Annotated in this window: 19 protein-coding genes; 9 read left to right on the plus strand and 10 right to left on the minus strand. The window is 50.3% G+C overall.

Annotated elements, in window-relative coordinates; translation table 11 throughout:
• Positions 1-453, plus strand: a 453-nt coding sequence (locus tag GX117_07030; protein ID NLO33091.1) for a hypothetical protein, incomplete at its 5' end; no start/stop codon positions are given.
• A 155-nt stretch (positions 454-608) separates the two neighbouring features.
• Positions 609-1550, plus strand: coding sequence for a hypothetical protein (locus GX117_07035; protein NLO33092.1), 942 nt, complete (start codon positions 609-611; stop codon positions 1548-1550).
• 154 nt (positions 1551-1704) lie between these two features.
• Here the strand turns inward: GX117_07035 and GX117_07040 are convergent, their stop codons facing one another.
• Entirely contained in the window at positions 1705-2991 is a 1287-nt protein-coding gene (locus tag GX117_07040; GenBank protein ID NLO33093.1) for a hypothetical protein, read from the minus strand.
• Positions 2992-3876: 885 nt separating this feature from the next.
• Between GX117_07040 and GX117_07045 the strand changes: the two genes are divergently transcribed.
• From GX117_07045 to GX117_07065, 5 genes are read left to right on the plus strand one after another with little or no spacing between them, the layout of a single operon-like run.
• On the plus strand, positions 3877-4575 hold the full coding sequence (locus GX117_07045) for a redox-sensing transcriptional repressor Rex (GenBank protein ID NLO33094.1): 699 nt from the start codon (positions 3877-3879) through the stop codon (positions 4573-4575).
• Between the two features lie 55 nt (positions 4576-4630).
• On the plus strand, positions 4631-5167 hold the full coding sequence (locus tag GX117_07050) for an NAD(P)H-dependent oxidoreductase subunit E (protein NLO33095.1): 537 nt from the start codon (positions 4631-4633) through the stop codon (positions 5165-5167).
• A 34-nt stretch (positions 5168-5201) separates the two neighbouring features.
• A complete protein-coding gene (locus GX117_07055; GenBank protein NLO33096.1) occupies positions 5202-5573 on the plus strand; it encodes a (2Fe-2S) ferredoxin domain-containing protein in 372 nt (123 codons plus the stop codon).
• Between the two features lie 44 nt (positions 5574-5617).
• Entirely contained in the window at positions 5618-8677 is a 3060-nt protein-coding gene (locus tag GX117_07060; protein NLO33097.1) for an FAD-dependent oxidoreductase, read from the plus strand.
• Positions 8678-8715: 38 nt separating this feature from the next.
• Entirely contained in the window at positions 8716-10488 is a 1773-nt protein-coding gene (locus GX117_07065) for a 2Fe-2S iron-sulfur cluster binding domain-containing protein (GenBank protein NLO33098.1), read from the plus strand.
• Positions 10489-10595: 107 nt separating this feature from the next.
• Here the strand turns inward: GX117_07065 and rimI are convergent, their stop codons facing one another.
• The 7 genes from rimI to GX117_07100 form a co-directional block, all read right to left on the minus strand.
• Entirely contained in the window at positions 10596-11066 is a 471-nt protein-coding gene (gene rimI / locus GX117_07070; protein NLO33099.1) for a ribosomal protein S18-alanine N-acetyltransferase, read from the minus strand.
• 11 nt (positions 11067-11077) lie between these two features.
• Positions 11078-11821, minus strand: coding sequence for a tRNA (adenosine(37)-N6)-threonylcarbamoyltransferase complex dimerization subunit type 1 TsaB (gene tsaB, locus GX117_07075; GenBank protein ID NLO33100.1), 744 nt, complete (start codon positions 11819-11821; stop codon positions 11078-11080).
• 56 nt (positions 11822-11877) lie between these two features.
• Positions 11878-12195 (minus strand): integration host factor subunit beta, encoded by a 318-nt coding sequence (locus tag GX117_07080; GenBank protein ID NLO33101.1) that lies wholly within the window; start codon positions 12193-12195, stop codon positions 11878-11880.
• A 152-nt stretch (positions 12196-12347) separates the two neighbouring features.
• Entirely contained in the window at positions 12348-13493 is a 1146-nt protein-coding gene (locus GX117_07085) for an N-acetyl sugar amidotransferase (GenBank protein NLO33102.1), read from the minus strand.
• Positions 13494-13721: 228 nt separating this feature from the next.
• Positions 13722-14861, minus strand: coding sequence for an exo-alpha-sialidase (locus tag GX117_07090; GenBank protein ID NLO33103.1), 1140 nt, complete (start codon positions 14859-14861; stop codon positions 13722-13724).
• Positions 14858-17545, minus strand: a complete 2688-nt coding sequence (locus GX117_07095) for a sodium/solute symporter (protein NLO33104.1) — start codon at positions 17543-17545, stop codon at positions 14858-14860. Before GX117_07095 ends, GX117_07090 begins: the two co-directional genes overlap by 4 nt.
• Positions 17546-18748, minus strand: a complete 1203-nt coding sequence (locus GX117_07100) for an N-acylglucosamine 2-epimerase (protein NLO33105.1) — start codon at positions 18746-18748, stop codon at positions 17546-17548.
• A gap of 144 nt (positions 18749-18892) precedes the next feature.
• Here GX117_07100 and GX117_07105 point away from each other — a divergent pair, with 144 nt between their 5' ends.
• Positions 18893-19471 carry a hypothetical protein gene (locus tag GX117_07105; protein NLO33106.1) on the plus strand — a complete coding sequence of 193 codons (579 nt, stop codon included), beginning with the start codon at positions 18893-18895 and terminating at the stop codon, positions 19469-19471.
• A 171-nt stretch (positions 19472-19642) separates the two neighbouring features.
• Positions 19643-20920, plus strand: coding sequence for an N-acylglucosamine 2-epimerase (locus GX117_07110; GenBank protein ID NLO33107.1), 1278 nt, complete (start codon positions 19643-19645; stop codon positions 20918-20920).
• On the opposite strand, the gene GX117_07115 is transcribed toward GX117_07110, so the two are convergent.
• Both GX117_07115 and GX117_07120 read right to left on the minus strand, forming a co-directional pair.
• Complete coding sequence (locus GX117_07115) at positions 20921-21601, minus strand: ribulose-phosphate 3-epimerase (GenBank protein ID NLO33108.1); 681 nt, start codon at positions 21599-21601, stop codon at positions 20921-20923.
• A 40-nt stretch (positions 21602-21641) separates the two neighbouring features.
• The gene (locus GX117_07120; GenBank protein NLO33109.1) at positions 21642-22616 is read right to left on the minus strand and encodes a PASTA domain-containing protein; all 975 of its coding nucleotides are present in this window, start codon (positions 22614-22616) and stop codon (positions 21642-21644) included.
• Positions 22617-22629 lie beyond the last annotated feature (13 nt).

Genomic DNA, 22629 nt, shown 5'->3' on the forward strand with positions numbered 1-22629 from the left:
CCGGGCTCCAGTTTGCGCGATTATTCGAAGCCGGGAGCGCGTATCGAGGGCGTTATGATCTATCCGACTCTGCCGGGCTCCAGTCTGCGCGATTATTCGAAACCGGGTGCACGCATTCAGGGAGACACCATGGTGCCGACCCTGCCCGGCTCCGGTCTTCGCGACTACTCAAAGCCGAGCACATGCATTAAGGATGATACCATCTCGCCTACCTTACCGGGCACAAAGCTGCGGGACTACTCGAAGCCTTCAGAGCGCATAGAAGTGAAATCTGATGAGGATCACTCCCGCGAAAAAATGTGGTATCAACATAAGATGCTCACAGAAGAGACGGAACCGCCCAAAGCGGAAACACCATCGATAGAACCGAAACCTTATAAGCTAAAAACACCTATGAAAAAGACACCGGTCAAATATCCGAGTATTATTGAAAACAATAACACTAAAGATTGACGATCTGTCCCCTTCTGTTTTCCGTGAAAGCGCCTGTGCTCTTGCAACCGATAGCGCCCTTGATGGGTCATATCTTTTGAGAGCGGAATAGGCCGCTTTTGCCATGCGATAGGTGATCGCTATTACATCAAGCAGTATACGGAGGAGGTTCATTTTTGATTGCTTCAAAAATTTCTCGGCGCAGTGTCCTAATTGTAGTGGTGGGGTGTGTATTGTTGGCCGCCTTGGGTCTATGGCTCCGTGCTCAGCGTGGTATCATCGTTGAGGTACATACTGACGCTTTGGCTGCAGACTCACAAGAAACGGGTGCTGTCGAATTTACCATTGCCACGTATAATGTGCAGGCACGGCCGGTGCTCGATAATTCACGGCACAAGTTTAAATACATCTCGCCTTTACTTAATCAATTCGATATTTGCGCGATCCAAGAATGCTTCAAGGATCATCGTCGTTTGTGGCAGGAGGCGCGGCACTCGGTTAAAATTTATCACGCCTCTCTGAAACATCCCTTTGAATTGGTATCCTCAGGGCTTTCTATTCTGGGCAACTTCCCACTGCAGGATGTGGCGGAAACACATTTTGCAGATGAAGGAGACGCTCAAAATTGGCCCGCCTCGAAAGGCGTGTTAAAAGCCACCTTTGATATGAACGGAATGATGCTGGATGTATATACCACGCACATCGCCGCCGGCAGCAAACCAGCAAGCCGACGGGCTCGGTTTACCCAAGGGGATGCGCTGATCCAATTCATTCATGAAAACTCGCCTTCGGACCATTCTTTTATTGTCTTGGGTGATTTTAATATGCGGCCCAGCCGCGGCGCTGAAGATAAAGAGAAGAACAAAGATAATCCCAAAGTCATGGGTTTTGATCATCTCGTGGAAGCCCTGAATGTGGAAGATGCTTCAGACATCATTAATGGCCCTACAGGCACGGAGATTGACCGTGTTTTATTTCGTGCGGGAGAGGGGCATCACTTACAAGTTTTGGGCTGGGAACGGGGCGATCCTGCCTTCGTAGACCCTGAAGGCAAAGCGCTCAGTGATCATGTTCCTGTATCTGTTCGCTTCCGATTATCCCTTGACGAGTCCCTGTAGGGCGCAGCTTAAATGGGATGGGCAGCCTTAAAAGTGCAGGGCAGGAAAACTTGCGTGAACAAGTCTTCCTGCCCAATCCCGTATTAGTACCTGTTATTGACGATGTAATAACAACATCAATCACACAGCATTAAGGACCTGTGTGCCGGAGTTTTTATTTTTTGCGGCGGCTGCAGATCGCGGCTAAGGACAGCAATGAACCCAAAGCAATGAGACCGGTTGTTGTAGCAACAGGCAATGCTTCCACAACGATGAGTTCGGCTTCTTTTGTCATAATGTTTGCCGACGACTCGTCTGAAATCTGACAGCTATAAAGTCCTGCATCATCAAAGATCACGTGAGGAATTGTAAGGACGGCACTGTTGGCGCCGGAAACGGGAGCGCCGTCTTTTAACCACTGATATTGGACCACGCCTGTGGGATTCAGAACAGTAACAGAAACCGTATAGGGATTGTCGAGGGCTACCCGCGTGGCAAGAGGAACGGGACCATCATAGTTAATCTGTGGAACGTCGGATTCAACAATGGCAAAACGTTCGCGTATTACATTGAGGTCATTCCAACTTCCCTGGCTCATGGTGATGGTGCCGGCATCTTCGTCGTCATTGGCGTTGTTTGGTTCTCCGGAAGACCAGTTAGAATAAAATCCGGCTACGGTTTCACCGTCTTCATAATCGCCGTTAAAGAAATTCTCACCCGTATGATCCCAAACCCAGGTCCCTTCTTCTTCAATATCATTGGCGCCGGTCCAAGCATCACTGGCCACGGGGCGGAACATTTCCGAGATCCATTGATTTTCTTGGGCGTCATTAATCACTACAAGGTAGCCGCCAAGCTTAATCGCTTCTTCTCTCGCTTTGTGCCAGGTGTACGATCCGATTACACGATAGAAATGACCATTGTTCGGATTGGAATGCCAGTAACGGACACGGTCTCCAATGCTGTCGCCGGGAACTAAACATGCGGCGGGAACAGGCTCGCGGGCAATATCAGGACCCTTCCATTCAAACTTGATGACCGCGTCGCCGGTACTTTCAAAATATTCCAAACGGACGGGAAGGCTTTCGCCTGCAGTGAGGTCTATCTCCACCGAGTATTCTGTTGGCGATTGTCCTTTCCATGCGTTCACTTCGAGGACGCCATCCATCCATAACCGAACCCCGTCGTCGGCTGTGACGAAAAAAGTATAGGTACCGCTTACTTCAGCCACGACGCTTCCCGTCCAGCAAACAGAAAAATAGTTAACGGGGATTTTCGGGTCAGGAGAACCTTCTTTCCAATCAAAAAAGACTTGCGGATCAATGCGTGACACACGAAGATCGGATAATTGCGTCGTGCCGTAATATTCACCATACAAACCCTGTGCGTGGCTCACGGCCGGCAGTACGCTCAATCCCAAACAACACAATAGACCGACGATTAAAACACTACGACATTTCATGATAGGAATCCTTATGTTGTAAACAACGGTTTTCGTGGAGGGAGACCTCTTTCCGAACCACGACCACTTCTCTTAAAACAACAATAACAACAAAAAAACAAACCTTTTAAACTATGATGCTTCCTCTAGATAATACTTCGCTTCTATATCCAGTATACCTTAACATATCAAATAAGTCAACAGACCAGTAGTGATAAAATAATGCAGTTCTGAACGTGGTGAAGTACAAAAATAGGAAACGACGCATCACGTAAAAGAGAGGCCTAAAAAGGGATGAAAAAAAGTGAAGTGCGACACCGCTACTTTTGTTCCCCACCAGAACCCCAAAACAGCGTCCTCGATTTTTCAAAAGAAAGGAGGCCATTCAAAGGCGAACTATGCGTCTGCCATCAGAAGAGGTCAGTCTCTGTTTCGTTCAGAAAATCGGTATGGAACTCCCCTTTCCCCTCAGACCGCTACGATATTTTTGAGCCTCTTCGGTTTGATTGCGGTTTGCCTTTTTTTGCCCGCCCTATTTTTTCTCTTTCGACGGGAATAGAAAAAGTGCAGCGCACAAAACACGGACAGCGTCTAGGACTAAAAAGGACAATTTCTCCTTTTTGATTCATTCTTTCTTCGTCGGCGTCACCACTGCTTCCCGGTTTTTTTGTGCGCAGTACTTTTACGCTTTTCTTATCTAAATGGGTAATTTCCTAAAAAAAGAGTTGCAATTGGTGGTTGAATGTGCTATAGTATATCTGTTCGTTTATTTTTTCACGAATGGATTTTGTAGACTTACTTACCGGTAAGTCAAAAAAGAATAGGACAAAAAAACGGTCGATAGCATGTCGTGCGCGGATGGGTAAATCTAGTAGACAGCTTATCACCATTAGACTAAACAATCTTATGACAAAAATAATTCCAGAGCGAAGTATCGAACGTCTGAGCGTTTATCGCCGTGTCTTATTGCAATTGCGAGACGCTGATGCGGCGGTTGTCTTTTCTCACGAATTATCAAAACATGCCGGTGTTACTGCTGCGCAGGTACGCCGCGATATTATGCATCTCGGTTGTATGGGGGTTCCTAATTCGGGATATCGCACCAGCGAATTACTCGATGCCATCAACACCTTTCTTGACGCGCCGGAAAGTCAGCGTGCCGTGCTGATTGGTGTGGGCCATCTTGGGCTTGCCCTGCTAAATCATTTTTCCGGCCGCTGGCGTTGGCTCCATATTCATGCTGCCTTCGATACGGACGCGGGGAAACAAGATACTTTAATCCGCGGTGTGCGCTGCTATCCCCTTTCAGAAATTGGGCGTATTGTGCGGGAGTGGCGTATCGATGTTGGCATCTTGACAGTGCCCAAGGATGCCGCCCAAAACGTGGCAGACCGTTTATGCGCGGCCGGCGTGCGGGGGCTTCTTAATTTTGCTTCTTTACGGCTTCAGGTTCCTGAAGGCGTCTATGTTGAAAATGTAGATCTTACTAGTTCATTTGAAAAGGTTGCCTTTTTTGCCCGTCAGGGGTCGAAGGCATTGGATTCCTCGTTACCGTGTGACCAAGCGGAAGCAGTGAATTCCGTGGAAGGCACACAAAGTCATTAAAAGTTGTGTTGCCCGAGGCTGGTGCCCCGGGGTCTATCCCAAGGAGAGAATAGCTATGGTTGAGAAAGAGCATTGTTGCTGCTGTACAGAAGAGGCGACAGAAGAAGAACTGCTTTCACGCCTCGACGAGGTCATCGCGGAGTACAAGGATAAGCCCGGCGCCTTGATTCCGGTTCTCCAACAGGCGCAAGCGATCTTCGGCTACCTGCCGGATGTTGCATTGCGCAAAGTGAGTCTGGGCTTGAATAAACCCTACAGCGAAGTGGCGGGTGTTGTAGGATTCTATTCTTATTTTTCCACACAGCCCCGAGGCAAGCACGTGATCCGTGTGTGTCTGGGCACGGCATGTTATGTTCGCGGCGGCAAACAAGTCCTTGCCGAGTTGAAAAATCGTCTTGGTGTAGACGTTGGCGAAACGACCCCGGATCGGGTTTTTTCCCTTGACGTAGCGCGTTGTTTCGGCGCCTGCGGTCTCGCGCCTGCCATCATGATTGATGACGAAGTGCACCAGCGTGTCAAGCCGGCACGGCTGGGCCAAATTTTGGATCAGTATTTGGATCAGGATCAGGCAGCCACTTCGGCGACGTCCTGAGAAACGAGCCGTTAACCAAGGAGTTATGACAATTATGACAACCAAGATTTCATCCCCCGCAGATCTGAGCGCGCTGCGCGAAAAGGCTCGTGCGGCGATTGCGCTGCGTTCTGAACCCAAAGAAATTACCGTGACGGTTCACATGGGCACCTGCGGTATTGCTGCCGGTACGCGTGACGTCCTTTCGACGCTCACCCAATGCCTTGATCAAGAAGGCGTCAACAACGTTACTGTTCGCCAGTCAGGCTGCATCGGCCTTTGCGACCGTGAGCCCATGTTTACGTTGGTGGACAAGTCCGGCAAAGAATATCGTTATGGCAAATTGAACAGTGAGCGCGTGCGCACCATCGTTCAAGATCATATTTTAAAAGGCAATCCCGTAATGGAATATCTCATTGGCCAGTAATCGGCCGGAGAGCAAACGAAACAATCAAGGAGAAGTTTAATATCATGAATACCGTACATTCTCATGTGTTGGTTTGCGCCGGTGCGGGATGTGTTGCCTCCGGCGCGTATGCAGTAATCGAGGCACTCGAAGCATCTATGCGCAAGCACGGGCTCAATGAGGAGGTCAACCTTGTACGCACGGGTTGTCTCGGCCCCTGCGCCATCGGCCCCGTTGCCGTTGTCTATCCCGACGGCGTATTTTACCAAGGCATCAAACCTGAAGATGCCGAAGAGATCGTGACGGAGCACTTGCTCAAAGGGCGTACCGTCGACCGTTTGAATTTTAAAGTTACCGCCACCGCGCAGATTATTCCTGCCCTGCAAGAGATCAATTTCTTCCAGCAGCAGCAAAAGATCGTACTGCGCAATTGCGGTGTTATCGATCCCACCAGTATCGAAGAATATATTGCCCGTGACGGCTACCAAGCCCTTGCCAAAGTGCTGAGTGAAATGAAGCCGGAAGAGGTGACCGATACGGTGAAAAAGTCCGGGCTCCGCGGACGTGGCGGTGCCGGCTTCCTGAGCGGGCTCAAGTGGGAATTCACACGAAAGGCGCCGGGCGATAAAAAATACGTGCTTTGCAATGCCGACGAAGGCGACCCCGGCGCGTTCATGGACCGCAGTGTCCTCGAAGGCGATCCGCACAGTGTGATCGAAGCCATGACCATTGCCGGCTATGCAGTAGGATCGGACGAAGGCTTTGTTTATGTGCGCGCTGAATATCCCCTTGCTGTGGAACGTTTAGAAAACGCGTTGAAACAAGCCCGTGAATTGGGATTGCTCGGCAAAAACATCATGGGTTCAGGCTTTGACTTTGAGCTGGAAATCCGTATGGGATCCGGCGCTTTTGTGTGCGGCGAAGAAACAGCGCTCATGCGTTCTATTGAAGGCAAGCGCGGTGAACCGCGGCCCCGTCCGCCCTTCCCCGCTGTTCAGGGTCTTTGGGAAAAACCCAGCTTGCTCAACAATGTAGAAACCTATGCGAACATTCCGGTCATCATTAATAAGGGTGCTGACTGGTTCGCCGGTATTGGCACAGAGACGAGCAAAGGCACCAAGGTCTTCGCCCTTGCCGGGGCAGTTCATAACAGCGGCCTTGTGGAAGTGCCCATTGGCACGCCTCTCGGTGAAATTATTTATGATATCGGCGGCGGTATCCCCAACGATAAAAAATTCAAGGCGGCTCAGATTGGCGGACCATCCGGCGGTTGTATCCCCCGCGAACATCTCAATGTGCCCATTGACTATGAAACATTGACCGAGCTGGGCGCTATTATGGGCTCCGGTGGTCTCATCGTCATGGACGAGGATACATGTATGGTCGACATGGCGCGTTTCTTCCTCGATTTTGTGCAGGAAGAGTCTTGCGGAAAATGTGTGCCCTGCCGTGTCGGTACCAAACGCATGCTTGAGATTGTCAGCCGCATTTGCGATGGTCAGGGAGAAGAAGGCGATGTGGAGAAGCTGATCGCACTGGGCGAACAAATTAAAGATACTGCCCTTTGCGGTTTGGGTCAGACAGCGCCCAATCCCGTGCTCAGCACCATCCGTCACTTCCGCGAAGAATATGACATTCACATTCGCGAAAAACGGTGTCCCGCCGGTGTCTGTCCTGCGCTTGTTCGCGCGCCTTGTATGAGTGCGTGCCCCGCCAATGTGTACATTCCCGGTTTCGTTTCGCTTGTGGGTGAAAAACGTTATGCAGAAGCGCTCCGCGTTCACCGCGACAGCAACCCCTTCGCTTCCGTCTGTGCCCGTGTATGCTTCCATACCTGTGAAGACAAATGCCGCCGCGCTAATCTGGACGATCCCGTCGCGATTCGCGGTATCAAGCGCTTCATGGTCGAACAAGAAGTAACCATTCAGCTGCCGGAAATGCGTGAGAACGAAGCGAATGCCAAACGAAAGATCGCTATCGTTGGCTGCGGCCCGGCAGGCCTTACCTGCGCATATTTCCTTGCCCGTCTTGGCTATCAGCCCAAGGTGTTTGAGGCGGCTCCCCGTCCCGGCGGTCTATTGGTTCAGTGTATTCCTGCCTACCGCATGCCCCGTGAAGAGTTGGCCCGTGAAATTCGCATGATCGAGCGGATGGGCGTTGAAATTGAAACCAACAAAGCCTTAGGCAAAGATTTCACCTTAGAAGACTTGCGCGATCAGGGCTATGAAGCCGTATTCCTCGGTGTCGGCGCTCCCGCCGGTGCGAAACTGCGCATTGCGAATGAAGATGCTGAAGGCGTCTATGATTCCATGGACTTCTTACGCGAATATAATCTGCGCGGTTCCGCGACAGTGGGCAAAAAAGTTGTGGTCATTGGCGGCGGTAACGCGGCAATTGACGCGGCACGTACCGCGGTGCGCTTGGGCGCAGAGGCGGTGACGATTCTCTACCGGCGTACCCGTGACGAAATGCCGGCCTATCAAGAAGAAATTGAAGAAGCCGAAAATGAAGGCATCATTCTGAAGACGCTGGTCTCGCCTCAAGAGATTGTTGTTGAAAACGGCAAGGTCGCCGGTGTCCGTTGCGATCACATGTGGCTGGGCGATTTCGACCGCAGCGGCCGCAGACGCCCGCAAATTCAGGAGAATGGAGAATCCTTCATCGAAGCGGCGGATCAGGTCATTGCCGCCATCGGTCAGTCTCTGGATACCCAGTCGGTTCTTGGCGACATGGCGGTCAAGCTGAATCTCAACGGCTTCGTTGCTGCAGATCCTCTCTATGGCCGCACTTCCGTGGAATGGCTCTTTGCCGGCGGTGATGCCGCTGACGGTCCTTCCTCGGTGGCGGAAGCGATTGGCGCAGGCGAACGCGCCGCTGTTGGCATTGATTGTTTCCTCACGGGCGAAGAGCACGCCTTCTGGCGTGAAGCCTATGAGGTGGACGCGGAATTTGATCCCGATGCCGATCCTACCGACGCGCCTCGTGCGAAGATGAAACTCATTCCCCGTGAACGACGTATACACAATTTCAACGAAGTAGAAATGGCTTTTACGGAAAGCGTTGCCGTGCGCGAATCACACCGTTGTTTGCGTTGTGATTATGGCAAAGACACGTGCGGTCAGTAATTCCCTACAAGGCAAACTTTCAATAAGGAGATGATCTCATGCCAACATTGACAATAGACAACGTAAGCGTTGACGTGCCTCAGGATACTACAGTGCTGAAAGCCGCGCGGCAAGCGGGTATTAAAATTCCAACCTTATGTTATCTTGAAGACGTTCAGGCGATTGGCGCCTGCCGTGTATGTATGGTTGAAGTGGAAGGCGCACGCACACTCATGGCGGCCTGTGTGACACCCGTCACCGAAGGCATGAAAGTGCGCACCAACAGTAAGAAAGCAAGAGAAGCACGGCGCACCGTCGTCGAACTGCTTTTGTCTGATCACTGTGGTGATTGCCAGACCTGCAACCGCAACGATGACTGCGAATTGCAAGAACTTGCCCATGATTTGGGCATTACCGAAATCACCTATCCCGGCGAAAAGAGCGAAGTACATATTGATGACAGTACGCCTGCGCTCATCCGCGATACGGGTAAATGTGTTTTGTGCAGACGTTGTGTCACGGTGTATAATGACACCCAATGCGTTGGCGGTATTTTCCCTCAAGGTCGTGGTTTCGCCACCGTCGTGGGACCGGCATTCTCCCAAGATCTTGATGATGTGGTCTGCGTGCAATGCGGTCAATGTGCCGCCGTGTGTCCTGTAGGTGCTATCATTGAACGGGATCAGGTCAAGGAAGTATGGGACGCGCTTGACGATCCTACCAAGACTGTGGTCGTGCAGACGGCTCCCGCCATTCGCGCTGCCCTCGGAGAGTGCTTTGGCCTCGAACCGGGAACCCTTGTCACCGGCCGTATGGTCACTGCCTTGCGGCGTTTGGGCTTTCATGCCGTCTTTGATACCAACTTTGCTGCTGACCTTACCATTATGGAGGAAGGTACCGAGTTGCTCACGAGGATGAAAAAAGCGTTGGTCGATAAAGAGCCTGTCGCACTGCCTATGTTTACGAGCTGTTCACCTGGATGGATTAAATTCCTCGAATATTTCTATCCTGATATGCTGGATAATCTGTCTACCTGCAAGTCGCCGCAACAGATGTTCGGTGCCGTTGCAAAAACCTACTATGCCCGAAAGATAGGCAAGAAACCGGAAGACATGATTGTCGTGTCTGTTATGCCCTGCACGGCGAAAAAATACGAAGCGCAACGTCCGGAAATGAATGACAGCGGCGTGCAGGACGTGGATTATGTCCTAACTACGCGTGAGCTGGGACGCATGATCCAGGAAGCAGGCATTGACTTTGTCAACCTTCCCGACAGCCCGCAGGATTCCCCCATCGGTATGAGTTCCGGTGCTGCCGATATCTTCGCCAATACAGGCGGCGTTATGGAAGCGGCACTGCGTACGGCTTGGGAACTTGTGACCGGTCGTGAACTGCCTTTCGATAATCTGCACGTTGGCCCTGTCGAAGGACTGGAAGGCATCAAAGCGGCGGAAGTCACTTTTGAAGATTGTCTGCCTGAATGGTCGTTCCTCAATGGCGTGACGGCGAAAGTTGCTGTGGCTCACGGATTGGGCAATGCCCGGACCCTGATTGAAAAGGTGCGCGCCGGTGAGGCCATGTATCACTTTATCGAAATCATGACCTGCCCCGGTGGTTGTATCGGCGGCGGCGGTCAGCCGCGCATGACGACCAACGCCATTCGACGGAAACGTATTGAAGCCATATACAAGGAAGACGAAGGCAAAAAACTGCGCAAGTCCCATGAGAATCCGGAAATCACCCAGATTTATGAAGAGTTCCTCGGAACGCCTTTGGGTGAAATCTCGCACAAACTGCTTCACACCAAATACACGGCTCGTGAAAAGGTCTGAGTGTAGAAGCTGCAAATGCTCTGATTCTTGTTGATGAAAGATTGCGGCAGTCGAAAGAATATTCGGCTGCCGTTTTTTTTATGCTTGTGTACGAGGAGACGGCGGATTTAACTGCCTATCTTGAACTTCTTGCTCATGACAATGGCATTTTCGTTGGTCTGTGCGTAATAGCCTTTGCGTACGCCTTCCCGAAAAAAGCCCAACCGTTCATACAAAGTGATCGCAGTTTGGTTGCTTTCGCGCACCTCGAGCCGGGCGACGTGTGCCGACCGTTTCCGTGCCTCGTCGAGAAGATGATTCATTAATCGCATGCCAAATTGTCTGCCGCGCATCTCAAGAGTGATCGTGACCCGTGTAATATGTGCCTCATCGAAGAGCAGCCAAAATCCTCCGTAGCCGATCCGTTGATCGTTTTGGAAGACGACACAAAAATAACTGATTGGGCCGTCTATCTCCTGGCGAAACATGTTGTATGTCCACGGATCCGGATAAGAAGCGCCTTCCATAAGCACCAAAAAAGGAATATCTTCCAGTTGCAGCGGTGAAAAGCGTAGTTCGGATATGTCCTTGCTTGGCATGCTTAAATTCTCTATGGGGAGGTCTTCGATTGGAGGCTAGCGTCACGGGCTTGTTCCGCTTGTGAACGACGCAAATAGGTGGGGGCGGCCAAGGCGGGATCAGTCTCTACGCCCTGTTGAAGCAAGGCATAGGCTTCTGCTGCCACTGTATCCGCACGTGGAGTTGTGCTTTCCGGTGCAACTAAATGGGCGGAGGGCAACAAGTTTTTGATTTCGGAAGCGTAGCGTTCTGCGCCATCGCCGAAAAATAAAATGGGCCCCGGTTGTTCGCCAAGCTGCGTAATTAGCGCTTCAACAGAACAGGCTGCATCTGAAATTATTTTTTCCCGTGTCCCTGAAAAATAGCGGTATGCCGCAGCGAAGACTTCATTCATACGCGCATCAATTAAAGGAAGAGCGATACCGTCATAGAGCGGCACAAGCCGCGCCATGGCGTCTAAAGTGGGGACGGCTATTAAGGGCAGACGCAGCGCAAAGGCAAGCCCTTTCCATGTGGCAAGCCCCACGCGCAATCCGGTAAAGGAACCGGGTCCGGAAGCTACCGCCAGATAGCTTATATCGTCTAGGGTGCAAGACGCTGCTTCAAGCATTTGATGGGTACCCGATAACAGCCCTTCCGCATGGAGTCGATGCCGTTCCACACAATAGTTGGCGCGGAGGTGGACACGCTTTTCTTCTCCATTGAATGCGCATAAGGAAAGGGCACAGTAGGGTGTGCTCGTATCGCAGGCAAGTAATAGTTCGTGTTCACGCATGGGCTATTCTTCTGTAGGTGATGAACATGAAAATGAACAAGAGTTCATTAATCCCCTTATTTTTTACGCAATTTGGGGCGAACCACCACCGGTGCTTTAGCAACACGATTTATCATCTCTTTGCCTGGTTTAAATACGACATCGCGATAAGCAGGGACTTTCACCTTTTCGCGCGTGTGGATGTTGCGTCCTGTTCGCGGAGCGCGCTGTTTGGTTTTGAAAACACCAAAGTTTCGCATTTCCCAGTAGTCCCCTTCCACGAGACCATCACTGAGAACAGCGAGAATATTCTCAATTACTTTGACACTATCTTTGGTAGGAATATGGAGAGTTTGACTCATCTGATCCGCAATATCGCGTTTTGTCATCGTCATGAAGCATTTCCTTTATATCAACAATGGAGACAAGCTCCGGTCGGCGGCAAAAGATACATCTGATCTGCACACTATCTTATGGTACAGAAGGTTCCCTATCAAAATAGTATGGCAAAATAAACCTTCTGTTGCAAATTCATCAGGATTCAATATTAAACGGCGTCGAAATATTTTTCATAGGCATGGATAGGCAGGATATGCAACCGGCAAAGGAGTTTGAAAAAGAATCGAAACCGACGCAGCAGAAAATAGTAATTCGGGTAGTCCGTAAAAAATTTATTCGGTGCTTTTAAGATGGCGGCAAACTCTTCTTCCGATAATTCCTGTTTTTCTAAGCAGCGCTTTACCAATACCTCGTTTTCGAACTCGGCCGGCGTATCAAAAATGGCTTGGGCTTCTTCGCGGGCGAGTACGCCGGAACGGATCTTTGCCGACAAGTCTACGATGCGCCAATCATAACCAAACTTTTTTAAGGCATAATAGTAAACCAAGGAAAACAGTTCATTGTCCATATGATAGTCGCCCGTGTCTTCCCAGCCGAAGCGCTCTTTTAAAAAGTCATCTACCTGACTGCCCCTGTCATCATAATAGTTGGTAATATTCACGACAGAAATACGTTTCATAAAAATCCAATAAAAGAAATGGTGGATGTCCGTATTTTGGAAATGCTTCAATTTCTTGGTGGCGAAACGGCGGATCAGGCTGCGTGTGTAACGGGCATCCATATAATTCCACTTCAGCGGTGTGATTCCTTCCTCACGAAAAGAATGACTGAGAAGAATGTAGCGGATTCCCCGTTCTGCGGCAGTACGGTATAAGGCGCTGGCGATGCCAATGTCATTGGTCAGATCAATATAAGGCACACAAGCACGAATGGTGCAGTTGGTCAATTCCCGTGAATCCTCCCAATCCATGGTGACCGTGTGTAACGCTACGTCTAAGGCTTTGCATAGCTGCTCCAAATTGGACTTTGCCGAATCTGAGTCCCAACCATTATCAAAATGGACGGCTAACGGCCGGAGTCCCATCTTTTCTTTAGCGTAATAAAGGCAGTAGGAAGTATCCCTGCCGCCGCTCACACCGACGATACAATCATGAGCTTTGTTGCGCCCTGCTTTCCGTATTTTAGCAGCCATCCGATGGAGGATCCGTTCTCCTGTTTCACCGGTGGGGAAGCGTTCTTCCAAATGATCCTGCATGTGACAATAATTACAGATGCCGTCTTCGTCAAGTCGGAACCCTGCGACATGGCTGTCGAATAAACAGCGCTTACATGATATTGTTTGGATTTGATTCATAAATGTCCTTAAAGTGCCGTGTCGGTATCTGCTCAATACTGGTGAGGGATTACACATCTAAGTACTCGTCACCAGCGTATGCGGGAGAGCGAAATTATTTTATCACTACCGAAGGCTTTCATTCATGCTTTCCTCGGTAAAATAAATCCCGGCAGTCCGACCAAGAAATAGGAAGATGGCTTTTATCAGTTATGAATCTTCTCTTAGGCGGGAATGCCCGGTGTAGCTTTAGGGTCGTGTTTTGTCCTTTGGCAGGAGAAAACGAGCGAAGCGAATGGATTCATAAGGGTGTTTAAGACCGGCTTCATAGAGGCATGCTATAGAACCGTCGGGCAGCACAGCAAGAGATGAATAGGCGCTTGGTCCTTCGTGAAGCATTTGTTCCCCATGCCAGTGTTCCCCTTCATCATAGCTGACGCGTACGCATAGGTTGACTCGTTTCTCTTCACTGGCAGGATTGCTGAATACAAGACTTCCCGGAACTGTGTCAGTAGGTAGGCGATGCCTTATTAGAGAAGCCTGACAGACGGGCTCAATGAGAGCTGTATCAAATTGCTGATCATACCAAGTGCTGCCGCCGTCGTCACTGAAAGCGATTTGTCTACACCGTTGTGTTCTATCATAATTGCGCATGTTGAGCATGAGTCTGCCATCGGCCAGCTCAACAACAGCGGATTCATTTACCTGATCCCTCGGGCTGCGCCCGCCCGATGTCCATGTATCACCGTGGTCATCGGAATAAATAACATGGGAAAAATAGCCCTTGGTCTTCGCTTCGATATGATCACAAGGAATGACCAAACGTCCCTTGTGAGCGCCTAACTGAAGTTGGATGCCGTTTCCGGGACCGGTAGCGTACCATGTCCACTTCTCTTTTTTAACAGAGGAAGTGATTTCCTGTGCAGGCTGCCACTGTCTGCCGTCATCGTTGGAGGAGCTCACGAAAACACGACGCGTATCGTTGCTGTTTTGGGCGATGATCTCTTTTTCCACATCGTCGCCGCGATTCCACGTCATGAGAAGCCAAATAATGCCCGTGTCTTTATCTTCCACGACACAAGGGTTGCCGCTCGTATTACCGGGATCATCCCAGACTACTTGCGCATCACTCCAGCTCTTACCTTGATCTTCAGAGCGCCGCAGTAAAATGGCAATATCGCCGCTGTCACCGGTTGAGAATTTTCTGCCTTCACAAAACGCAAGTATTGTTCCTTTAGCGGTAACCGCCAAGGCGGGAATACGGTAGCTGTGAAAGCCGCCCTCGCCCTGTTGAAATAAAGGAAGGGTTGAGTTGTCTGCGAAGAGGGGAAGCGTTGTCAACAGTGCAAAGATAGTTATGATGCCAAAGAGGAGGCGACTACGATTCATAGCAATTCCTTTTCTTGCGCAGTGGCGGATATTGTTTCTTTCAAGGTATAGAGGGTAAGTCCGTCTATGGCGCGTTGATCGGTTCTAAAAAAGAGGCTCGCCATATATCCGGTTACAAAGCAGCATACAATGCCAAGGAAAGCATGAAGCAGCAAATGAACGGGCGTATACTGTTGAATGAAGAAGAGCCCGACCGCGCCAAGGATAGCGCCGATCATCGCGCCTTTTCCGTTGGCGCGACGTGTGAAAATGCCGAGACAAAAAAGGCCGCACATGGCACCGCCGAAAAGTCCCAGGATTTTCATAAACTGATCCCAAAGCGACAAGATATTTGACGCTGCAAATAAAAGCGCCAAAAGCAGTCCTGCACACCCGAATACTACGGTAAAGATGCGTCCAAGTAAGAGATAGCCCCGCTCGGTTTTCACTAAGTTAAAGGGCCGTATAAAGTCTGTGGTGACAGCAGTAGACATGCTGTTGATACTGGTGGAAATGGTGGATTGAGCTGCGGCAAAGATCCCGGCGATGACGAGACCGGCAACACCGACAGGCAGTTCCTGTGAAATGAAAAGTGGAAAGATCGCATCCGTTTTAAAAGTGGGATCCAATCGGTCGGGAAAATTCACATAAAATACAAAGAGGGCAGTTCCGATACCGAAGAAGAGCAAGGTTGCCGGTATGATCACCAACGCATTTGTCCAGATCGCTCGTTTGGCCTGTTCTGTACCGGATACAGACATATAGCGTTGTACCACCGCCATATCTGAGGCATAGGGTACCAAGCTTTGACCTAGACCGCCGAGCACAACAACCCAAAGCGCCGTGGTCGCGATGCTGTGGGAAGACCAATCTAGATTTACAAAATGAAATTTATCATGGAGCTGTGCTGTCTGCCAAAAGCCGGCAAACCCACCGTCAATTTGAAGAAAGATCAATACCAAGCTGAATAAGCCGCCTCCCAACAACACAAAACTCTGGAGTGTATCGGTCCAAACGACCGCTTCAAGTCCGCCTGTGGCGCAATAAAAAATACTCAGCACGCCCATCAACAAAATGCTCTGCTCTTCGGACAAGGGCGTGATAGCCGCCAAAGCCAGTGCAGGCAAATACAGCACAATAGCCATGCGCCCGATCTGAAAGAGCGTAAAGGAGGCGCTGGCGAAAAGTCGGGTGATGCGATTAAACCTTTTCTCAAGGTATTCATAAGCGCTTGTCGCGTCAATGTTTCGGAAAAAAGGAAGGAAAAATAAAATGACCAAGGGCGCGACCGCCACGGCAGTCATGTTGACAAGAAAATATACCCAGTCTGTGGCGTAGCTTTTGGCGGGGATTGCCATGAACGTGATGGAACTGAGCATGGTCGCGAAAATGCTCATACCCGCCACAAACCATGGAATGCGTTGTCCGCCCCGAAAAAAGTCATCGGTGTTTTTGTTTCTGGATGTAAAGACGAGACCAACCAATACCAAGGCGATAAGATAAATGCCTAACACGGTCGCATCGGGAAAACTGAAATGCTGCATGCTCGCCACAGGGCTGACCGACCAAAGTTCCGGCGTTCGTACGCGGGGACGAATTTCGCCGCTCACCATAAGGATGGGATCATGGACGGGATCTTTCCCCCAACGTGTTGCCGTCGTGGTCACTTGATTGATGGGCGTTGCGCCCGCCTCTGCCCACGTGTCTGTGATGGTGTGATAGGCAAAGGCTTCTTTGGGGAAGCCTGGGTGGGCGTCTTTCAATATAGCTGCGTCATAAAAATGAGTTTCATCGGCGCCCGAGAGCACGAAGATGTGACTTTGCCCCACGTCCATGGCTGTGCCCGCCATCAGACAGCGCGGCGCATCAGCACGCTTTCGCCACGGGCTTATTGTAGGGTTCTTGGCTTCGAGCGTCGGATTGTATTCCCAAGTATCTTTCAGGAATAGGGTCTCACCCCGGTCCTTAGAAGAGCGGCCGCTGAAAATATAAACACAGTCTGTAGTGCCGTTGTTTTGAGCGGCGGCTATAGCGAATGCACGGGGCTGTCCCGGTAGGGCGGATAAAGTCTTCCATTGAGGATCAGGATCATCAAGATCAAGGCATAGAAAATCGGAACGGGCGCTCTCTAATGCTAAGGTCGTGGTGCCTCCTCCAAGATAGGTACGGTTTCCTATTGCGGCAGCGCAGGCCGTCGTGCAGGGATAGGGTAATGAAGGCAAGGGCTCTTTTTCAACGATCCCGCCGCTACTGTTCCAACGCAATAAAAAGACATCGTTGTAGCAGCGTTCAGCATCGTTTCCGCCGATGCAGACCACGCCGTTATCTATAGAAACGGAACTTCCATAGGCGATGGGTCGATCTAATGTAAAATCACTGCGCCATTGAAATCGGGTTTCCCCTTCTTTTTCATCACGGAGCAACACGTGGATCGTATCATGAAAAGCTTTGTCGGATTCCCAGACGGGTTGTGAAAAATTGGCGCCGCCTGCCACAAGCAACGCATCTCCATGTACACCGACAAAAGCACCGGCAACGCCATCCGTATTAGGAAGATCGGGCAATTGTTCCCAGTGCAGCGACGCGGCGTTTACGGGAAGGGAGAAAAAAGAGCCTATCAGAAAACAGAAGAGGATCAGACAAGCGACGGCTGACGATTGATAATTACGTTGTGATACAAACAAAGATTTGTTCTTCTCCCTCATTTAAGGCAATGTTAAAGATTGTTCGTTCAGATCCTTCTCCAAGAGCTGCCAGCAGTACCATTGCATCCTGCCCAAGTGATAATTTCCCTTCCATAAATTACCTTTTAGCCGAACAGATACACGGCCGTCCCGATGAAGATAGCCGTACCATTCCCCATAGTCCGGATCGGGGAAATGGGCGTATGCCCACTCATGGACTTGGCGATGCCATTCCGCGTACTTTTCGTTGCCCGTCAGATGATAGGCGAGTAAGGTGGCTATAATGGCTTCCGTATGGGGCCACCAAAACTTCATATCGTGCCAATATTCTTGAACGGGCAAGCCCCTCGCATCAACGAAATAAAGGATGCCGCCGTGTATATTGTCCCATCCTCGGAGCCACATCCAATCCAGCATCTGACAGCCCAGTGCAATCAGATGTTTATCGCCGCCGCGCAAACGTGCCTCGTGCAGGATGAACCACGCCGCTTCAATGGCATGACCCGGGTTAAGTGTACGCCCGTCAAAATGATCCAAGAAGCGGCCATCTGCGCCCACGGTTTCAAGAACGCATTCCCACTCGGGACATAAAAAATTATCACGGATCTCGGCAATACACCGATCGATTTCTTCCGAGCACGCCTTCGGACAGCCCACTGTGGCGCGCAATTCTTGGGCAGTGTTAATAAGAATCATGGGTAACGCCAGACTTTTCGTAGGGCGCGTGGCTTCTATGGTTTTCGAAGCTAACATGCCGGGCGTTGTTGCGTACTTCAGTAGCTGTTGAAAAATGGCTTGTCCTTCTTCACCGACCTTTTCGTCACCGGATGCCACGGCGTAAGCGCAAAAGGCTATGGCGGCGAAGGCTTCACTGAAGATATAACGGCGTTTTCGCAGGGGGCGTCCATCCCGTGTCAGTTGGAAGTACATACGTCCGTCATGATCGAAGGCGTGTCGCCGCAAAAAGTCGATGCCCGATTTGGACCAGGCTAGCCACTCGGGCCGTTGTTCCACCGTGTTGTATAGCGTGGCGAGGAGCCATGAAATGCGCCCTTGATGCCAAACACTTTTATCGGTGTCAATGATGGAGCCATCACGATGAAGGGCAGTAAAGAATCCGCCATCTTTTGTATCCACGCAATGGGGAAACCAAAAGTCAAGGGTATCATTAAGCAGACCATCCCGATAGATCTGACTATATCGTATTTTATCTGCGTTCTTCATGGCACTGTCTTTCGATGGTGTCTATCTTTGATTCTATCATGTTATTATAATCTAATTCCTATCGAGGCTTGCGGAGAATCACGCGATTCCTATAGGATATTCTATAGATTAAGAAGAGTGGGTTCACAATGAAAGGAATATCTTATGATTATGCGCGTAGATCACGTTGCCGTTGCGGTCAATGACCATGACAAGGCGCTTGCTTTTTTTCGCGATATTTTGGGAGCTCTTCCCGGCGGACGTTTCGAAGATAAAATCAGCAAGTTCTTTTGGCAGACTTTAGCATTGGGTGATTTGTCACGGTTAGAATTGTTGTCTCCTTCGGCGGAGGGTTCCTTTTTGGAGGGCTTCCTCAAAGAACGAAGCGGCGGCTTCCATCATATAACCTTGCAAACAGCCCATATGAGTGAAACCATTAAAAAGCTGGAGGACTTAAAGGTCCCCTATTTCGGACACCGCGAATATCCTGACGGCAGCTGGAAAGAGATTTTCATTCATCCGAAAGATGCCTTTGGCGTTTTGATCCAGATCGCTGAATTTGATGCGGAACACTGGATGGTACCGGAAGCAAAACTGCCGCAAGGCGTGCGCTGGGAAGTGAAACATGGCGCCGACGGCTGTGTCCTTACCTGCGCTCATCCCGGCGGCGGTAAAGTCACGATTAAACTGAACAAGGAAGAGGCGCGCTCTTTGGCGCAGGCGCTCCTTGAAGAACAAGAATAACCTTGGATCCTCATTCGTGATAATGATAGAGTACGCTTCCGGACATCACCGACCGCGCGGCCTTCCGCCGCTTCTTTGTCCGATGTTAGCCGCGCACATATAAAATAACTGTGGTAGGATACACACATAGAAACGTTGTAACAGCAAAGCCCATCGCTTCGGGAGGTAATTATGTTTAATAAAGAACGTATCGTCAAAGCTCAAGAAGAAACGCAACATCATTTGTTTAAGGAGCTCTTGCCTTTTTGGAAAACACACGGTGTTGATCCCCAATACGGTGGATTCTTAACCTACTTGGATAAAGACGGCAATCCAACGGGTGAGACCGTTAAGACCATGCTCTGCCAAGCCCGTATGATCTACACCTATTCTTCCGTTCACCGCGCAGGGCTGGGCGAAGGGAAGTTCCTTGAAATCGCAAGTCAGGGCGTGGATTTCCTTATTAATCATTTCCTCGACAAAAAGAATGGCGGCTGGTATTGGACCTGTGAACAGGATGGCACGCCCCTAGACCGTGCAAAAATCATGTATGGACATAGTTTCGCGATTTATTGTTTGAGCGAATATTTTATGGCATCCGGCGACCGTGACGCTTTGGATCTGGCGGAAAACACCTATAGCGTCATTAAGACCCGTGCTGCTGATTTGCAGCATGGCGGATTTGGCGAATTCTTTGAAGAGGACTGGACAGCGAAAGCGCCGGGCGTATACGGAGGAGACCGTAAGTCCTTAGACGTGCATATGCACCTCATGGAAGCATTCACGAACTTATATGAGGCGACAGGATATCACGGTCATAAAACCGACACAGAGCGTGTAATCAAGTTGATTTTCGAACGGATGATGCACCCTGAATTCGGCACCGGTATCGCGCAATTCGCCTATGACTGGACACCCCTTCGCGCGATTCTCTTTAAAAACGTATGGGGTTCCGATCGGGATGTGGACGATGATGAAGGACGTCCGCTCAACAATACCAGCTTCGGTCATAACGTGGAGTTTTGCTGGCTGCTCAAACATGCCCTTGATATTTTGGGGCAAGACGTGGAGCCGTATAAAGAGCCTATGCGAAAAATTTATGACCATTGTGTGCAATATGGGATCGATTGGGAACGGGGCGGCGTATACTGCGAGGGGCCCAATGACGGCCCGGCCCGCGAACGGAACAAAGAATTTTGGCAGCAGGCTGAAGCTTTGGTCGGACTCTTAGATGCCTGTCTGATTCTTGAGGATTCCAAATACTGGGACGCCTATGAAAATGTACACCGATTTGTGATGGATCATGTCATTAATCACGAGGTCGGCGAATGGTATCCCCTCTTCGATGAGAATAATAACCGACTCTGGGATTACATGGGCCACGCTTGGAAGATCAACTATCACACAGTGCGTGCCGGCATCCAAAGCGAGAAGCGTTTGGCTGCACTGCTCAAAAAAGTAGATCGTTAATTAGCAGAAGGCGGCGATGGCGTTGTCATTGCTGCCCGCAGATTTCAGCAGCTGAATCGCCTTTTGATAAGAGTGGTGGTTGAAAATATAGGAACCGGCTACCAGCACATTGGCACCGGCACGTATGACTGAGGGCGCCACATTTTCATCGATGCCCCCATCTACTTGAAGATCACGGTCTCCGATCATATCCCGTACCCGTGATATCTTTTCCAACATCTCGGGGATAAAGGCTTGTCCGCCAAAGCCCGGATTAACGCTCATGACCAAAACCATATCCACCATATCTGCGAGGTATTTGAGCGCTGTTTCCGGTGTGCCCGGGTTGAGCACGATCCCTGCTTTACAGCCTAGGTCTTGGATGCGCCGTATCAGGCGGTGAGGATGATAGGTGGCTTCCACCTGAAAGGTGATAATGTCTGCGCCGGCATCTACAAAGTCTTCCACATAGTCTTCCGGATCTTCGATCATGAGATGCACATCAAGGGGCACGCTGCAATGATCGCGTAATTTTGCGACCACCGGTGCGCCAAAGGTAATATTGGGCACAAAATGGCCGTCCATAATGTCGCAATGAATCATATCTGCGCCGGCGTTTACAATGGCGCGAATCTCTTCGCCCAATCGACTAAAATCACAGGCAAGCAGTGACGGAGAAATTTTTATGCTTTGTTCACTCATACAATACTTTCATCGTACGACAGCAGTCATTGCTGTCCTATTATCTGGTTTTAATGGGAGGATTACCATCCTGAAGTAAATAAGAGGCTTCGAGATTGCCGTCAATATAAATCTCTACATTTGCCTCATCAATATAGATGACCGGTACACGAATAGCCGTTCCCGATATGTAGGTACTTCGAGCGGCATCGTCATGTTCAGGTAATTTCGACCATACCTTTTGACGGCTGCCCATACGGTCTACAACGTCCACGCGCACTTCACGATTGTACCAGTCATAGAACATTTGATGGCGCACCGTCGCTTCAAAACGGATCGCTATGCGTTCTTCCGTGATTGAAGGTACATAATCGTAGACGATGATTTGGTTTTCATAAATCAAGGTATCCGGCGCCGGTGTCTGGGCGAGAACCACATCGGGTGTCGCGCCCGGAATGTCAACTTCATTGGGCACCAGGGACACGTCGAAGTTTGCAAGCGCCTTTTCAATTTCGCTGATCAGTAAGCCGCGCAAATCAGGCATCAGCGCGCTGGGTCGGTCGGAACCGGCACTTACGAGCAAGTGAATCTCGCCTTGATCCGGCAATTCGCCGCCTGCAGGAGGATCTTGGGAGATCACCAAGTCACGGGGTAATTCCGCAGGGATACGCGCGAGGCTGCCAACCCGAAAACGGGCGGCTAAGATCTCGCGGCGCGCATCTTCCAGAGACTTGCCCGACAGATCCGGCGTGCGCAAAAAATCTTGACCACGGCTGACCACCACGTTGATACGACGCCCTTCTCGCGCGATGCGCCCTGCGGCGGGCCGTTGGGCAATGACATAGAATTTCGGAATCGTCGGATGCGCCGCTTGAACTTGATGACCCAGTTCAAGATTACGTTCGGTCAGCAACAGTGCCGCCTCCGTTACGGGGCGGTCAACGATGTTGGGAACTGTTACATGACCGCCGCCTTTCAATGCAAAGTTATACGTATAATACCCTGCTCCCGCCATGACCAAAATAAACATGATCAAGGCAAGAGACCAT

Source organism: Candidatus Hydrogenedentota bacterium, from assembly GCA_012523015.1.
Classification (GTDB): Bacteria; Hydrogenedentota; Hydrogenedentia; order Hydrogenedentales; family CAITNO01; genus JAAYBJ01.

What these genes read in the sequence shown, in the direction of transcription:
- GX117_07105 (NLO33106.1), top strand. Translation starts at nt 18,893, where the DNA reads ATGATTATGCGCGTAGATCACGTTGCCGTTGCGGTCAATGACCATGAC.
- GX117_07045 (NLO33094.1), top strand. Translation starts at nt 3,877, where the DNA reads ATGACAAAAATAATTCCAGAGCGAAGTATCGAACGTCTGAGCGTTTAT.
- GX117_07090 (NLO33103.1), bottom strand. Translation starts at nt 14,861, where the DNA reads ATGAATCGTAGTCGCCTCCTCTTTGGCATCATAACTATCTTTGCACTG.
- GX117_07065 (NLO33098.1), top strand. Translation starts at nt 8,716, where the DNA reads ATGCCAACATTGACAATAGACAACGTAAGCGTTGACGTGCCTCAGGAT.
- GX117_07060 (NLO33097.1), top strand. Translation starts at nt 5,618, where the DNA reads ATGAATACCGTACATTCTCATGTGTTGGTTTGCGCCGGTGCGGGATGT.
- GX117_07095 (NLO33104.1), bottom strand. Translation starts at nt 17,545, where the DNA reads ATGAGGGAGAAGAACAAATCTTTGTTTGTATCACAACGTAATTATCAA.
- rimI (NLO33099.1), bottom strand. Translation starts at nt 11,066, where the DNA reads ATGCCAAGCAAGGACATATCCGAACTACGCTTTTCACCGCTGCAACTG.
- GX117_07110 (NLO33107.1), top strand. Translation starts at nt 19,643, where the DNA reads ATGTTTAATAAAGAACGTATCGTCAAAGCTCAAGAAGAAACGCAACAT.
- GX117_07055 (NLO33096.1), top strand. Translation starts at nt 5,202, where the DNA reads ATGACAACCAAGATTTCATCCCCCGCAGATCTGAGCGCGCTGCGCGAA.
- GX117_07040 (NLO33093.1), bottom strand. Translation starts at nt 2,991, where the DNA reads ATGAAATGTCGTAGTGTTTTAATCGTCGGTCTATTGTGTTGTTTGGGA.
- GX117_07050 (NLO33095.1), top strand. Translation starts at nt 4,631, where the DNA reads ATGGTTGAGAAAGAGCATTGTTGCTGCTGTACAGAAGAGGCGACAGAA.
- GX117_07085 (NLO33102.1), bottom strand. Translation starts at nt 13,493, where the DNA reads ATGAATCAAATCCAAACAATATCATGTAAGCGCTGTTTATTCGACAGC.
- GX117_07080 (NLO33101.1), bottom strand. Translation starts at nt 12,195, where the DNA reads ATGACGATGACAAAACGCGATATTGCGGATCAGATGAGTCAAACTCTC.
- GX117_07100 (NLO33105.1), bottom strand. Translation starts at nt 18,748, where the DNA reads ATGAAGAACGCAGATAAAATACGATATAGTCAGATCTATCGGGATGGT.
- tsaB (NLO33100.1), bottom strand. Translation starts at nt 11,821, where the DNA reads ATGCGTGAACACGAACTATTACTTGCCTGCGATACGAGCACACCCTAC.
- GX117_07115 (NLO33108.1), bottom strand. Translation starts at nt 21,601, where the DNA reads ATGAGTGAACAAAGCATAAAAATTTCTCCGTCACTGCTTGCCTGTGAT.